Consider the following 14,658-nt stretch of genomic DNA (forward strand, 5'->3'; position numbering starts at 1 on the left):
TCAATCTCCCTTTTCATTGAGGGGCACTCTCATCCGCCTTTCAAGGTCGAGGGCCTTCTGATGAGAGGGTTCAGAGAGAAGCACCTTTTTTACATGGAACGAGGCCTTTCGATAATTCTTCATCTTCCAATAATATAGAGCCAGATTGTAATGAAGCACCGCGGAATCGGGACTGCGCAGGAGGCCTGCCTCATAGTAGCGCAGCGCCTTGTCATCCATGCCCATGCTCCCGTAAAGATTTCCCAGATCGTTATAAAACAGAGGATTGTAGGGATCCATCTCTATCACCCTGCGATAATTCTCCTCTGCGCAGGGGAAATACTCTCTGTCATAATTCTCTGCCATGTACCCGCAAAACCTTCCAATGTCAGCATATGGGTAAGGATCATAGGGATTAAGGGAGCTTGCCCGGCCGTAGCTTGCCATGATTTCTTCAGGGAGCTCCTTGAAGGGTTTTTCCCTGAAAAGGGCTTCAAGCATCTTGCCCTGATAGAGATGGTTTTTATAGGAGAGCGGTTCTTCCCGGAGAACTCTTTCATAGGCAGCAATGGCCTCTTTCCACCTTTTTCCTGCCTCATACTTCTTTGCCTCGTTGAGGTAATAACTGGCAACCACAGGTTTTACCGCGTCTCTTATGGCAAATATGCAGTATAGCACTGTCATGACTAGAACCAATTTCTGGAAAAAGGTTAGCTTATTTTGAACCTGACGCGACGGAGGGGGGGGTATATAAGCGATACTTACCATGGCAAGCATGAAACACCATAATACATTGGTGACCATGGTTGAGTAAAGAAAGAACACATGGCAGTAATAAGCGATAAAAGTCCCTGAGACCGCTATCCATTTAAGCTTCTCTGAATATTCGCCTTCACGGCTCACACGCTTCAAAATGCAATAGAAGACAAGTAAAAAAAGAACGCCGTAAAGCACGAGACCCGCAATCCCCATTGAGGATGCCGTTTCAATCACCTCATTATGGCACGACTCCGGAAGGGCTACTCTCCCCCTGTTTTCCAGGGGCTCAAAATAACGGTACTGCGAGAAAATATAGGGATAGGAGCCGGGACCCGTGCCAATATAAGGGTGGCAGTAAAAATTGGCAAGGCCGATCTTCCAGAGAAAAAGCCTGTCCAGGTTAATCTCTCTGAAAGAAAAAGTATCACGAAGCCGCTTGAGAATGGAAAATTCCCTCTTGGCGCTGCTCTCGGCGCTCCACAGAAGCAAAAAGGCCACCAGGGCAATCAGGCAGACCGCCACTATCTTCTTTCTGACTTCAGAGCCCACATGGCTCCAGGCAAGAAGGATCATCACCAGATGGGAGATGCCCAGGGCAACCCAGGCTCCGCGGGAATGGGAAAAGAGAAGGGCCACCAGCAGGGTGAGCCATATGACCGCGAAAATGATTCTTCGATAAGGCTCCTTCCTGAGACTTCCGTCCACAAGAAAAAAGGTGCTCACCGGAAGGACCATGACCAGGAACCCTCCGAGAAAGGTAGGATTTCCCATCGTGCCGATTGACATTTTCCTCACCATCTCGGGTTGAGACCATTCCACCCCCGGCAGGTCAATGCCAAAATGCTGCAGCAGCGCATATACAGAACAGATAAAACCCGAAAACACCATGGCAAGAAAATAATCCCTGTACTCATCTTTCTTGAGATTCCTGACCCACATGAGGTAAAGTATCACTATGGGGAGGAATTCCACCGCCGGTATGATGCAGATCATGCGATAGGGAGAGACCAGGGCTGCCACAAAAAACACAAGGCAGTAAAACACCACGATACACGCAATGCGGGATCGCCACGAACGCTCTTCTTCTCCGGAAAAATAAAGGTAGAGAGCGAGGGGAATCATCAACAGGACAAGGATCTTCAAAACAGCAAGCTTGATAACGGCAAAGGAGCTGTAAAGATGGGCAGAAAATACCAGCGGGACCAGCAACACTATCAAAAGTGAACAGGCCTTAAAGATTTTCTTGGGATATCCCGCCTCTTGCATGGCAGCTCCATGAGAAGAATATTGAGTGTTTCGTCCTTCGGGTCACTAATCCTCTGCTTTCACTCCCCGGTATGGGCAAGGCCGCCCTGTGCAGCTTTTAAAGGGCGTCGCCAAAAAAACATAAAAAAAAAAGAGCCCCACTGGAGCTCTTTTCTGTTCTTCTGATACTCTTACTCTATAAGGCCCTGAACTGCATCATACTGAGGATATGATGACTTGCTGGTGCCCATAACCGACGTGTGGTAACTGCCACTGCACCAGGTTGTGTACGCATCGGGTACCGTAGTGTACACATAAGAATAAGGATCTGTGCCTGCTGAAGCACATGTAGGAATCTGCTTAAGATAATTGGGCGTTACACCAGTCTTGGCACTGGGATACCTGCCCTGATTGTCAGTGGAATACATCTCCATTGCAGTACCTATGTTCTTCAGGTTGCTTTTGCAAGCGGTAAGCTGGCCCTGTGCACGAGCTCTAAGGAAATTAGGCACCAGAATGGCTGCCAGAATAGCAATAATTGCGATAACGATCATGAGCTCGATCAGGGTGAAACCCTTCTTCCTCTTTAACATTCTATTTCACCTCCTTTCACTTTTTTATCAGGAATTTCCCCACTGTTTTTCCTGCAATTCCTATTATAGTATACTTGGGGAAGAAAATCAATAGTTCAAGGTAAGTAGAATTTGAAAAAGGAGTAGTCCTTTTGACCTATGGAGAGCCCGGCAGAGCACTTTCCCTCAGTTTGCCCTGAAAAATTTTTTCATTCCTTCCACGGCCTTGCTCAAGACCCTCGAAACCTTCCTCTGCGAGATTCCCATTCTTTGTGCTATCTGCATCTGGGTAAGATCATAGTAAAAAAACAGGAACACCACCTTCCGTTCAAAAAGCCTGAGATGCTCCAGTGCCTGTTTCAGGAGGATCATCTCATCATCGGGGAGCTTGAATGACTCGTAGGCAGGAGCGATGCTTTTTTCGAGGTCCCCCTCTCCCACTTCATCGAGAGAAACCCGATGGGTATTTCCCGACTCCTTTGCCTTCAGCACCTCCTTGACCTTGTGCTCGGGGATATTGAGCTCTCTCGAGACCGCCTCGGTGCTTGGCGGAGTCTGATGCTCCTGGAGGTGCTTCTCGATGAGCCTGTTGACACTCCCTGCAAGCTCGTTGAGCCATCTCGGCCTCCTGGCCATTTCCACCTTGTCCCTGAGATAATGCTTCACTTCACCTTCTATCCAGTGGGATGCGAAAGTGGAAAATTTGATGCCCCGCTCCACATCATAAAGATCAACGGCTTTGATGAGGCCGATATAAGCCACCTGAAGGAGATCGTCATTGGACTCCCCCAGGTTTCTGTATTTCCTCACCACCGGCTTCGCCAGGTCGAGATGCCTGCTGATGAGCGTATGCCTCAGAAAAGGATCCCTGGAGCGGGAATAGTCCCTGAAGAGCTCCTCATCATGCCCTTCTGCTGAAGGAGGTGAATTCTTTTCCATGAGGGTGAACATTTCTTTTCTGTGCTCTCTATACCCTGCTGCACCCCGGACCGGCATCCCGATGGCCCGGTTTACACCTGGCAATAGAAACCACAGAGAGGATAGCTGCCTATCCCCTCTGTGGTTATTTCATTATCAGTATGTTCAGGGCGAAGCCCATTCAGATTGTCAAGAGTATGCCCGGACTCTCCTTTGCTTTCATTCGCTGCCGGTAAATGCCTCTCTCTCCTAGTGAAGAGTTCCAATCAGCTGGTAGAGCGGCAGGAACACCGATATAACGATGAAGCCTACAATACCGCCCATGCCCACGATCATGATCGGCTCAAGCATCGAAGTGAGCGAGGCGAGCATATATTCCACCTCAGTGTCATAGAAGTCGGATATTTTGGATAACATAGCATCCAGGTTTCCTGTTTCCTCACCGACTGCGACCATCTGGGTGACCATGGGAGGGAACATGCCGCTTGAGCCAAGAGGCGAGGCGATGCTTTCACCTTCCCTGATGCTCTCCCTGATTTTTCCCACTGTCAATGCAATTATTTCGTTACCTGACGCCTTTCCCACGATTTCCAGAGCCTGCATGATAGGCACGCCGGAACTGAGAAGGGTTCCCAGCGTTCTGCAGAAGCGTGAGATAGCCACTTTTTTGTTGAGCAGGCCGAACACGGGTATGTTGAGACGCAGCAGATCATACTGCTTTCTTCCGAAGGGTGTCTGAATATACCTGTTGAAGGCAAAACCGCCCAGGACAAAGAGGCCAAGGGCAGGGAAGACCACCCAGGGATTCTTTGCTCCCTTGGTAATCATCATCAGAATCTTGGTAGGGAGGGGAAGCGTAAGATTCATACCCTCAAAAAGTGAAACGAATGTCGGCAAAATGTATGTCACTAGGAAAAACACGATGCCAAGGGCCATGACCAAAATCACGCAGGGATAAGTAAGGGCTGATTTCACCTTCTTCTTGAGGCTGAAATCCTTCTCCATGAAGTTTGCCAAACGCTCAAGCACTTCATCGAGCACACCGCCCATCTCGCCTGCTTTCACCATGCTGATATAGAGGGTGCTGAATATGGTGGGATGCTTGCCCAGTGCGTTGGAAAGCGTTGAGCCGCCTTCCACATCCCTTCTCACCTGGATAAGTGTCTGCTGAAGCTTCTTGTCTTCAGTCTGCTCGGACAGGATATCCAGACAGCGCACCATGGCAAGACCGGCATTGATCATGGTGGCAAACTGACGGCTGAACACTGTAAGCGCCTGTTCGTTGACCTTCCGAAGCTTCTGATACCACGCCATTACATCAGTCTGGCTACCGCTGACAGCTTTTTCCTTGATATTGATAACAGTGTATCTGGATTCCTGAAGCTTCTGGGTAGCGGCCCTTACGTTGGGCGCTTCAATGGTGTCCCTCCTCAGTTGTCCCGTGGCATCTCTTGCTTCATATACAAAAACGGGCATCTTACCTTGACCTCCCTTTTATATTTTGGTTAAATCAGCAACAATAAGTATTGCAAATGGTATCAGGAACCACCACATAATTCCACCTCCTTTTCATAAAATTTGATGAGGGACATATACAAAAACATATTCTGTTATAAGCTACTTCTTTCCGCCGGATTTTCCTCCTCCTCCGCTCCCTCCCGAGGAGGTTCCCTCGATCATTCTCCTCAGATCCTCGGGATGCATGGTATGGTTTATGGCATCCTCGTAGGTAATCTGCTTGCTTAAATAGAGATCAAGGAGCGACTGCTCCATGGTCTGCATTCCTACCTTTGCGCCTGTCTGGAGCGCATTATACACCTGGTGCGATTTTCCTTCTCTTATAAGGTTTCTGATAGCTGACGAGGCAAGCATGACTTCAACACAGGGAACTCTTCCCACGCCGCTTGCATGAGGTATGAGCTGCTGCGAGAACACCGCCTCAAGCACTCCTGCGAGCTGGATTCTTATCTGCTGCTGGTGATGAGGCGGGAAGACATCAATGATTCTGTCCACTGTCTGCGATGCATCGGAAGTATGGAGCGTTGAAAAGACGAGATGTCCTGTCTCGGCTGCCGTGAGGGTGCCGGAGATAGTGTCCAGATCTCGCATCTCTCCCACGAGGATCACGTCGGGGTCCTCTCTCAGGACTCCCCTGAGTGCGTTGAGCCAGCTCTGCGTATCCTGCCCGAGCTCTCTCTGGTTCACCATGGATTTCTTGTGGGGATGCACATACTCAATGGGGTCTTCGATAGTGATGATATGATTGCTGCGCTCGCTGTTGATAAGGTCGATCATGCAGGCAAGCGTGGTGGATTTTCCCATGCCTGTTGCTCCTGTGACAAGAACGAGCCCATGGGGCTTTCTTACTATCTCCTCTATGATGCCCGGAAGATGGAGCTCCTGACGGGAAGGGACGGTGCTGGGAATCGCGCGCAGCGATGCTCCCACCACGCCTCTCTGCTTGAACACGTTAACCCTGAAACGGCCGAAGCCTCTCACCCCGTGCGAGCAGTCAAGCTCCCAGGTCTTTTCGAACTTTTCCTTCTGTTTGTCATTGAGAATACTATACACCAGCCGCTTCGTATCATCAGGCATCAAGCGGGCATACTCGGTGGGCACAAGCCTTCCGCTCACTCTCAGCATCGGCGGCAATCCCACGGTAAGATGGAGATCCGACGCATTTCTCTCAACGGTTACCTTGAGAAGGTCATCCATCGTGAATTTTAACGGTTCTGCCACTGCCATGCGCACTGTCTCCTTATCTGTTTTTTACATTTCCTGGCCTTCGATGTAGACCACCCTGAGGCATTCCTCGATAGTGGTCACGCCGTCGAGCACTTTTCTCAGACCATCATCAGGCATGGTTTTCATGCCTTCTTCTACGGCACACTGCTTGATTTCCGCCGTGGAGGCACGCTGGAGAATGAGGCCTCTGACACGGTCAGAGATCATGAGCAGCTCATGAATGCCCGTTCTTCCCTTGTAGCCTGTCATCTTGCAATGATCACAGCCTCTTCCCCTGTAGAAGGTAATCTCTGAATCCGTGTAAGCCGTGAGGCCGAACCTTCTCACCGACTCTATAGGCGGTGCATATGATTCCTTGCAGTTGGGGCAGATACAGCGGGCAAGCCTCTGGGCGAGTATGCCGATTATTGACGAGGAACAGAGGAAAGGCTCCACTCCCATCTCAATAAGACGGGTAATGGCACCAGCAGAGTCATTGGTATGAAGGGTGCTCAGCACCAGATGTCCCGTAAGAGCAGCTTCAATACCGATCTTTGCCGTTTCTGAGTCTCTAATCTCGCCGACCATGATGATATCGGGGTCCTGCCTGAGGAATGACCTGAGGGCCGAGGCAAAGGTGAGGCCCGCTTTCATATTCTGCTGAACCTGGTTGATTCCCTGAATCTGGTATTCCACGGGGTCTTCTACGGTAAGGATATTCACTTCGCCCCTGTTCAGCTTGTTGAGAATAGAGTAAAGGGAGGTGGATTTCCCTGAGCCGGTGGGTCCCGTCACCAGGATCATCCCGTAGGGCTTCTCCACGACGTTTTCCAGCGCGCTCTGCACATCAGGATAAAAGCCCAGCTTATTGAGACCAAGCATGACTGAGCCTTTGTCCAGGATTCTCATGACCACCTTCTCTCCGTGGACCGTGGGGACCGTCGAGACGCGGAGGTCGAATTCGCGGTTGTCATGCTTGAGATGGATCTTTCCATCCTGGGGAATCCTGCGCTCGGCGATATCAAGGTTAGACATGATCTTGATACGGGAGATCATCGGCGCCTGAATGTGCTTGGGAGGCTGCATCACGTCATGGAGCACACCGTCAACACGGTAGCGCACCCTTACCGCCTTTTGCTCAGGCTCGATATGTATGTCAGAGGCCTTATCATTGATTGCCTGCGAGATGATAAGGTTCACCACGCGGACAATAGGCGCCTCATCGACAAGTTCCTTCAGTTTGTCGAGAGCAATCTCTTCCTCCACGGCATCATCGACTTCAACGGGGCCGAAATCTGCGGCGCTGATATCCTTCACCGTTTCTTCCACTTCGGCAAGATCCGTCACGCCGAACTGCCTGTTGATGGCCTTCAGGATAGCGTCCTCCGTTGAAATCACCGGTTCAATGTCAAAGCCGGTGATAAGCCTTATGTCGTCGATGGCGATCACGTTGAGGGGATCGACCATGGCGAGGGTCAGCTTGTTCTCTTTCTGGGCTATAGGTATGACCTTGTAGCGCTGCGCAAGGTGCTCCGGGATCGAGCGGGCGAGCTCGGGGTCAAGGTCGAAGTCGTCAAGATCCACGAAATCGACGCCCATCTGCTTGCCTATCACTTCCGTGATATCCTTCTCGGTGACAAAGCCCATGCTCACCAGAATTTTCTGCACGGTTTCATTGACCCTGTTGCTCTGATCGACGGCTTTCTGGAACTGCCGCTCGGTCACAAGGCCGTTTTCCACAAGGAGCTCACCAATATCTTTTTTCAGAGAGCGAGAAATCATTATTTCACCAACTTAGAAGTTTTTCTGCATACTCTTCAGAGTGATTATAACATACTGCGCTGCGGTTCTGCAAGAACTTTGTTAGAAGTTCAACAGAGGTCACAAATTTCCTTCCTTGGCCTGTAACATTTTTTTCGGTATTTTAGCCTTCAGCGGGTGAAGAATGCCCTTTTTCTTCATCCTGAACAATATAAGTTTCTCTGCAGTCCTCTGGAGAATCGTCGCATAGAATTCTCTCTTGTCCACGGGAAGCACCAGGATGGTGAGAAGTCCCAGCCTGTTGCCGCCAAGCACGTCGGTAAAGAGCTGATCGCCTATCACCACGGTGCGGCCGAACCTGCTGTTGAGCATTTTTATTGCTGCGATAAATGATTTTTTTCTCGGCTTAACCGCTTTTGGGATAGCGGGAATGTCCAGCAGCTTCTCAAAGTAGCGTACCCTTCCCCTCAGCACGCAATTTGAGACTATGCACATCTTGAAACCCAGGTTCTTGGCGCTTTTCAGCCACTCCATGAGCTCAGGCCTCATCTCCTTTGAGCGCCACCCTACCAGGGTGTTGTCAAGATCAAAGATAAGGGTATCGTACCCGTGCTCCTTGAGGTGATGGAGGTCAATAAACTCCACCCTTTCCATGAAAAAATCGGGATAAAGCAGGTCTAAAATCTCTACACCTCACATCCCCATAAGAATTGAACGGATCTTTGTGGTGAGTATGTCTATTGCCACCGTGTTCTGTCCTCCGCCGGGAATGATGATATCGGCGTATCTCTTTGTCGGCTCCACAAACTGGAGATGCATGGGCCTCACCACTTCCATATACTGCTCGATTACCTCTTCAACGGCCCTTCCCCGCTCCATGATATCTCTTTTCAGGCGCCTGATAAACCTTTCATCGGCATCAGTATCGACAAAGATTTTTATATCCAGGAGCTCCCTTATACGCCTGTCCTCAAGTATCAGTATCCCTTCAACGATGACAATCTCCCTGGGCTCTATGTGCTTGATCTCCTTCTGTCGTGAATAAGTGATGTACGAGTAAATCGGCAGGTCAATGGCATCACCTTCCGAAAGTCTCTTGATATGTTCAACTAGGAGATCATTGTCAAAGGCAAAAGGGTGATCATAATTTATTTTCTTGCGCTCCTCCCACGAAAGGTGGCTCTGGTCAATATAATAGGAGTCCTGGGGGATCATTATCACCTTGTCGGGGGGAAGATCCTGGATTATCTTCTTGACCACCGTCGTCTTGCCGGAACCCGTTCCCCCTGCAACACCTATAGTTTTCTTCTTCATCGCGCCAGACTCCCTCTTCACGCCTCAAGGCAGGACTCAGGACCTTCTTTTGAAAGCTTTTCCTTTAATGGAGTATTTTGCATGGCACGGCAAAATCCCTCGTGACCCATAAAGGCTTCCCTGTCAGTCTTTTCTGTACCTGTGGAGTGCTTCCTGGTGATCATGAAAGGTGGTGGAAAACACGTGGGATCCGTCTCCCTTTACTTCATCGACGACATAGTAAAGAGAGGGGACATCCCCGGGGGAACAGGCGGCCTTGAAAGATTTTATGCCCGGATTACAGATCGGCCCGGGAGGCAATCCCTGATGCAGATAGGTGTTATAAGGTGATTCTATCTCCAGATCGTCAAAGGAAAGGACAGGCTTTGTCCTTCCAAGGGCATACTGCACAGTGGCATCGCACTGGAGAAGCATTCCCTTCCTGAGACGGTTGTAATACACTGCGGCAATAAGGGGACGCTCATGGTCAAGCCTTGCTTCCCTCTCCACCAGCGAGGCCATGGTCACCAGCTCGGGAAGGCTGAATTGAGCGGATAAGGCTGAAGCTTGGTAGAGAGGAAGTATCTGCTCCTCAAACCTCTGAAGCATCTTCTCTATAAGAAAATCCGGTTTTATACCGCAGGGAACCTGATAGGTATCAGGGAAAAGAAATCCCTCGGGATTCCCGATTGTGAGAGATCCCACCTGGAAAGAGCCCTGCTCCTTTAAGGCGGTCCGGAACTCTTCCGCCGTCATCACATGGGTAGATTCCAGGAGCACGGCGATATCCTCCACTGACGCTCCTTCGGGAGCCGTGAACGACCGCTCCTTTACCTGGCCATTGACGAGCATTTTGAGGATGGCAAGAGAGTTCATAGCCGGGGTAAGCTCATAAGTCCCCGCCTTGATGCGATCCTCGGCCCGGGCAAGCCTCAAGAGAAGCCTGAAAGAGAGAGCATTGCCGATTATACGCTCATGGGCAAGATTTCGGGATATCTCCGCTGCGCTCTCCCCCGGTGAGACCTGAAAAAGCACCGGTGCTCCCGTACCCTGAGGCATTACCATCGAGTAGGCCAAAAACATCAAAACGATGGTACAGAGGATAAAAAGAGCAAAAAGGAGCTTAAGGAGCTTCAGTATCTTCACAGGGAGCGTCATCCTCCGTCTTTTTCCTGCTGTCCAGGTACTCTTTAAGTATCAGTGATGCAGCAATCTTGTCAGTTTTCCCTTTCCTTGACTTTCTCCGCACACCGGCATCGATAAGAAGGCCTTCTGCCTCCCAGGAGGTGAGGCGCTCATCAACAAGATGGACTTTAAGGGCATATTCCTTTTCAAGTGCCGAGGCAAGCTCCTGGGATATGAGGGCCTGCGGGCCCAGGGATCCATCCATGTTTTTTGGAAGGCCCACCACTATCTCTCCGACGGAGTATTCACTGATTAATGCTCCCAGTTTTTCAATGACCTGCGCAGTATCCTGGACCTCGATGAAGCCCCAGGGGGATGCAATAATGCACAGAGGATCCGAAAAGGCAATACCTATCCTCTTTGAGCCTACATCTATACCCATAATGCGTCTGTAGTGAGCTGCCACGTGAACTCACTCCTTTCGCTGCACTTTGCTTACATCCCTTATAAAAGCGACTGACTTCAGCTCCCTTGAAAAATGCCACTCGGCGTGGCTTTCCAGAATGCCCCTTGCTCTCCTTGCCCGGTCCTCCCCCCCCCCAGTGATCTGAGCCTTTTGAGCGACGTTCCGGGAAGGACCCTGAGGAGCGTCAGGACTTCCTCGTCCACCGCGAGAGAGCCACGGCTGCTCCCGAGGCAATTGCCGCAGCACAGCCCTCCCTGCGACGGACTGAAGCGCCTCAGCACCTCACTGTCGCCGCACTCGGCGCAGTGTGTCAAAGAGGGCTCATAACCGAGCGCCTTGAGAAAATGATAGAGGAGGAGCACGCTCAGGAGCTCAGGCTCGAGTTCCTCCTCAAGCAGATGCAGCGCCTTCTTGATGAGGCGGTAAAGGGATGGATGGGGCTCGGAGAAGGGAAGAAAACGGTCAAAAAGCTCAAGGTAATAAAGGCCGTATGAGAGCCTCACCAGGTCCTCCCTGAGCCCGGAGTGGGGAGCAAGGAGCTGCGCCTGCATGCATTTCTCGATATTTCTTCCTCTTGCAAGGAGAAGGGATACCTCGCTGAAAAGCTCGAATTTCCCCACCTGGGACCCTTTTACCTTGCGGACCCCCTTCACGATCACCTTAATTTTCCCATAATCAGGTGAGAGAAGGGAGATGATCTCATCACATTCTCCATACTCCTGCTTTTTCAGCACTATCCCTTTTGTCTTGAAGAGGGGCACTAAAGATATCGCTCCATATCCATCAGTAGAAAGGGAACATGGCAAAGGGGAAGAGGCGGAAACCTTAATAGGCGCTGGTGCCTGCCTCTCCCTTCACGATGGCCACGCTGGCGCTGGCACCTACGCGGGTTGCCCCTGCCTTGATCATCTTCTGTGCAGTGGCAAAATCCCTTATGCCCCCCGAAGCCTTCACTCCCATATATTTTCCCACTGTCTGGCGCATGAGCTCCACGTCGTGGGCAGTGGCACCGCCGGGGCCGAAACCGGTTGAAGTTTTCACGAAATCGGCACCGGCCCGTTTTGAGAGTTTGCAGGCCATGACTTTTTCCTCATCGGTGAGAAGGGCCGCCTCTATGATCACCTTGACAAGATAGCCTGAAGCGGCCTCGACCACGGCTTCAATATCCTTCTCTACCAGGTCATAATTCCCGGCTTTCAGGGCCCCCACATTGATGACCATGTCGATTTCCTCAGCGCCGTTTGCAATGGCGTCTCTCGTCTCCATGGCCTTGGTGACCGACGTGGTGGCTCCGAGAGGGAATCCTATCACGGTGCACACCTTGACAGGAGAGCCTTTAAGGCATTCGGCGGAAAGCTTCACATAGCCGGGATTCACGCATACCGATGCGAAAACATACTGTTTTGCCTCTTTGCAGAGCTTTATGACATCCTCCCTGGTGGCATCAGGCTTCAAAAGGGTGTGGTCTATCATGAGGGCAAGCTCTTTGTTTATCTTTTCCACCCCGGGCGCCGTAGAGATCCTGTCAGCACCGGCACCCACAACGGCATTGACTTTTCCGGGGGCAAGGGTGGCGCATTTCCCGCAGCCTGCGCACTCATCTTTCTCCTCCTCGCACTTCGCAGAGGGAGCTGTCCCTTCTTTCGGGGCAGCTGAGATGCCGGCGCCGGACTCAACGGCAATACCCATTGATTCGATATCCTTCAGGAATTCACTCAGCCTTGCGGCGATACCCTTGCTTGAACGCTCGACTCCATCTATCACAGCCACCTTCACGCCGCACGCGAGAGCCTCCATGATGCATTTCACCGGGGGATTCGCCTCCAGAAGATAAGCAAGAGTTGAGAGCTGCGAGGGGCGGTATGCCAGATAGTAAATACAGCCGTAAGCACCGAGCCTGGCTTTCAGCGGCGCTCCATCCTCCCAGGCAAAGACGCTGCCGACAAGGTCTCTCAGGGCCGGATCGCCTGGAAGAGAGGCCTTCCCCGAGAGGAGCACCGAGATGTCAGACCCGGTAAACCGCGTGGTGAGAAGGGACTGCCATTGGCCCGGCGGGACGGCATCATCAATGATGAGGAGCACCTTCTGCCCCCCCGGTTTTTTCGCCGGGGCATGGGGAACCCTTGGCTCGGGGCTTCCCTCCTTCATAGTGTCCATCACTTCCCTGGTGATTTTCTCAATGAGATTTTTCATGTCCATGTGATCACCTCTCGGCTTTCTATGTCGTCAAGGGCAGGGCTATGACGGATCCTTGAGAAACCTCTGCTCCACTGACATGATCTTATCAACTCTCCTGCTGTGGCGGCCGCCAAGAAATTTCGTGGTGAGCCAGACCTTCACAATCTCCTCGGCCATGCCGGCTCCCGTGACACGGCCGCCAAGCGTGAGCATATTCACATCATTATGCTCCCTGCTGTTCCGCGCGCAATAGGTGTCATAGCAGGGTGCAGCGCGCACACCGGGCACCTTGTTCGCCGTGACGGCGCTTCCAATCCCCGCCCCGTCTATCATTATCCCCAGGGCACCTTGATCATGGGAAACCTTCTCCGCCACAAGAAAGGTAATATCGGGGTAATCAACGGGGTCCCTGGAATAGGCGCCGAAATCAACGACCTGGAACCCCAGGCTCTCAATGTAGGGCTTGAGCTGTTCCTTCATCTCAAAACCGCCGTGATCAGAGCCAATATAGACTTTCATGGGCTTGCCTCCCTTTTTACCAGGATTAAGACAATTTCATTCTTCAGTCGCACTCTAAAAAGGTATTGCTGGCGCCATGCATTGAGTCGATGATCATTTCGGCCTCGTCGGCAAGGCGGGGAATCACGTGGACTGCGATAAGCTCGCCTACCCGCCGTGCCCTCTCTGCCCCTGCTTCTACCGCCGCCTTCACGGAACCAACGTCACCCCTCACAAGCACGGTTACCGATGCGCCGCCTACCCTTGCTTCACCGGTAATCGTCACTGTTGCGGTCTTCACCATCGCGTCTGCCGCTTCAACTGCCGCAATAAAGCCTCTCGTTTCAATCATCCCGAGGGCCTGGCCCGTGCAGTCATTCTTTTTCACAGGTGCCATATTCTCAGTGCCTTTCATCGCCGTTGGGCAGACATCACAGTATCACTCTGCCCATCATTTCATGGGGTGCCGGGATAACCACGCTGTGCACAAGCATCCCCTGATCCTTAATAAGTTCAAGCGCAGCCATTGATGCCGACTGCACCGCCCCCACAATCCCGGTGAACGTGAAGAAGGACTTGCCGCCCATGCCGTTGGCCAGGCGGATTTCCAGCAGCTGCACTTCGGCCGCCTTTACGGCGGCATCAGCGGCATTGATAGCCGACGCCGCAGAAAAGGTCTCCACGACCCCGAGGGCATCGAGCCTGTCCACCGCGGTGCTGGCCCTGAGCGCCGGAGCTACCTGGGGATGGACATTGGGAATCACAAAAGTGTCCACGATATGGAGATCTCCCACCTCTTCCCCTCTTCGCACGGAAGTCCTCACAGCGTCCACATTGCCGGTAACCAGTACCATATATTTCCCCGCGCATATGGGGTGGGCTTCAATAAGATCCACCTCGGCCACTTTCACCATGGCATCGCATACTTCTATGCCCCTTGCGATACTGTTAAGCTCCACAAAGCCGATAGCAGGATATTGCACCTCTATCACCTCTATTCTCTAGTCAGCACCAGAACTCTCTCACTGTCTATTCTCCCCCTCCCGGCTAATTCCTCCATAAAGCCATGGGTATGGCTTTCGCCGGGTATGTTCCTCAATTCAGGTCAATAAATTCTAATCCTTTCGCACAGGATGAGCT

Annotated in this window: 15 protein-coding genes; all 15 read right to left on the reverse strand. The window is 51.7% G+C overall.

Annotated features, from left to right (window positions below):
• The gene (locus RDV48_04900) at positions 1-2,004 is read right to left on the reverse strand and encodes an O-antigen ligase family protein (GenBank protein ID MDQ7822114.1); all 2,004 of its coding nucleotides are present in this window, start codon (positions 2,002-2,004) and stop codon (positions 1-3) included.
• 170 nt (positions 2,005-2,174) lie between these two features.
• Positions 2,175-2,576: a prepilin-type N-terminal cleavage/methylation domain-containing protein gene (locus RDV48_04905; GenBank protein ID MDQ7822115.1), complete on the reverse strand. Its 402-nt coding sequence runs from the start codon at positions 2,574-2,576 to the stop codon at positions 2,175-2,177.
• 165 nt (positions 2,577-2,741) lie between these two features.
• Positions 2,742-3,494: a sigma-70 family RNA polymerase sigma factor gene (locus RDV48_04910; GenBank protein ID MDQ7822116.1), complete on the reverse strand. Its 753-nt coding sequence runs from the start codon at positions 3,492-3,494 to the stop codon at positions 2,742-2,744.
• Positions 3,495-3,722: 228 nt separating this feature from the next.
• A complete protein-coding gene (locus RDV48_04915) occupies positions 3,723-4,949 on the reverse strand; it encodes a type II secretion system F family protein (protein MDQ7822117.1) in 1,227 nt (408 codons plus the stop codon).
• A gap of 141 nt (positions 4,950-5,090) precedes the next feature.
• Positions 5,091-6,218, reverse strand: a complete 1,128-nt coding sequence (locus RDV48_04920) for a type IV pilus twitching motility protein PilT (protein ID MDQ7822118.1) — start codon at positions 6,216-6,218, stop codon at positions 5,091-5,093.
• A gap of 24 nt (positions 6,219-6,242) precedes the next feature.
• Positions 6,243-7,979 (reverse strand): type IV-A pilus assembly ATPase PilB, encoded by a 1,737-nt coding sequence (gene pilB / locus RDV48_04925; GenBank protein MDQ7822119.1) that lies wholly within the window; start codon positions 7,977-7,979, stop codon positions 6,243-6,245.
• A 99-nt stretch (positions 7,980-8,078) separates the two neighbouring features.
• Positions 8,079-8,642: a YqeG family HAD IIIA-type phosphatase gene (locus tag RDV48_04930; GenBank protein ID MDQ7822120.1), complete on the reverse strand. Its 564-nt coding sequence runs from the start codon at positions 8,640-8,642 to the stop codon at positions 8,079-8,081.
• Between the two features lie 9 nt (positions 8,643-8,651).
• A complete protein-coding gene (udk, locus tag RDV48_04935; GenBank protein MDQ7822121.1) occupies positions 8,652-9,272 on the reverse strand; it encodes a uridine kinase in 621 nt (206 codons plus the stop codon).
• A gap of 123 nt (positions 9,273-9,395) precedes the next feature.
• Positions 9,396-10,409: an endolytic transglycosylase MltG gene (gene mltG / locus RDV48_04940; protein ID MDQ7822122.1), complete on the reverse strand. Its 1,014-nt coding sequence runs from the start codon at positions 10,407-10,409 to the stop codon at positions 9,396-9,398.
• On the reverse strand, positions 10,375-10,842 hold the full coding sequence (gene ruvX / locus RDV48_04945; protein MDQ7822123.1) for a Holliday junction resolvase RuvX: 468 nt from the start codon (positions 10,840-10,842) through the stop codon (positions 10,375-10,377). The genes mltG and ruvX overlap by 35 nt, the downstream gene beginning before the upstream one ends.
• A gap of 56 nt (positions 10,843-10,898) precedes the next feature.
• Positions 10,899-11,603 (reverse strand): DNA repair protein RecO, encoded by a 705-nt coding sequence (gene recO, locus RDV48_04950; GenBank protein MDQ7822124.1) that lies wholly within the window; start codon positions 11,601-11,603, stop codon positions 10,899-10,901.
• Positions 11,604-11,667: 64 nt separating this feature from the next.
• Positions 11,668-12,336 (reverse strand): deoxyribose-phosphate aldolase, encoded by a 669-nt coding sequence (gene deoC, locus RDV48_04955; GenBank protein ID MDQ7822125.1) that lies wholly within the window; start codon positions 12,334-12,336, stop codon positions 11,668-11,670.
• A gap of 744 nt (positions 12,337-13,080) precedes the next feature.
• Entirely contained in the window at positions 13,081-13,539 is a 459-nt protein-coding gene (gene rpiB / locus RDV48_04960) for a ribose 5-phosphate isomerase B (protein MDQ7822126.1), read from the reverse strand.
• 43 nt (positions 13,540-13,582) lie between these two features.
• Positions 13,583-13,915: a BMC domain-containing protein gene (locus RDV48_04965; GenBank protein MDQ7822127.1), complete on the reverse strand. Its 333-nt coding sequence runs from the start codon at positions 13,913-13,915 to the stop codon at positions 13,583-13,585.
• Between the two features lie 34 nt (positions 13,916-13,949).
• The gene (locus tag RDV48_04970; GenBank protein MDQ7822128.1) at positions 13,950-14,501 is read right to left on the reverse strand and encodes a BMC domain-containing protein; all 552 of its coding nucleotides are present in this window, start codon (positions 14,499-14,501) and stop codon (positions 13,950-13,952) included.
• Positions 14,502-14,658: the final 157 nt, after the last annotated feature.

It is taken from the genome of Candidatus Eremiobacterota bacterium (assembly GCA_031082125.1).
Taxonomy (GTDB): Bacteria; Vulcanimicrobiota; CADAWZ01; order CADAWZ01; family Ess09-12; genus Ess09-12.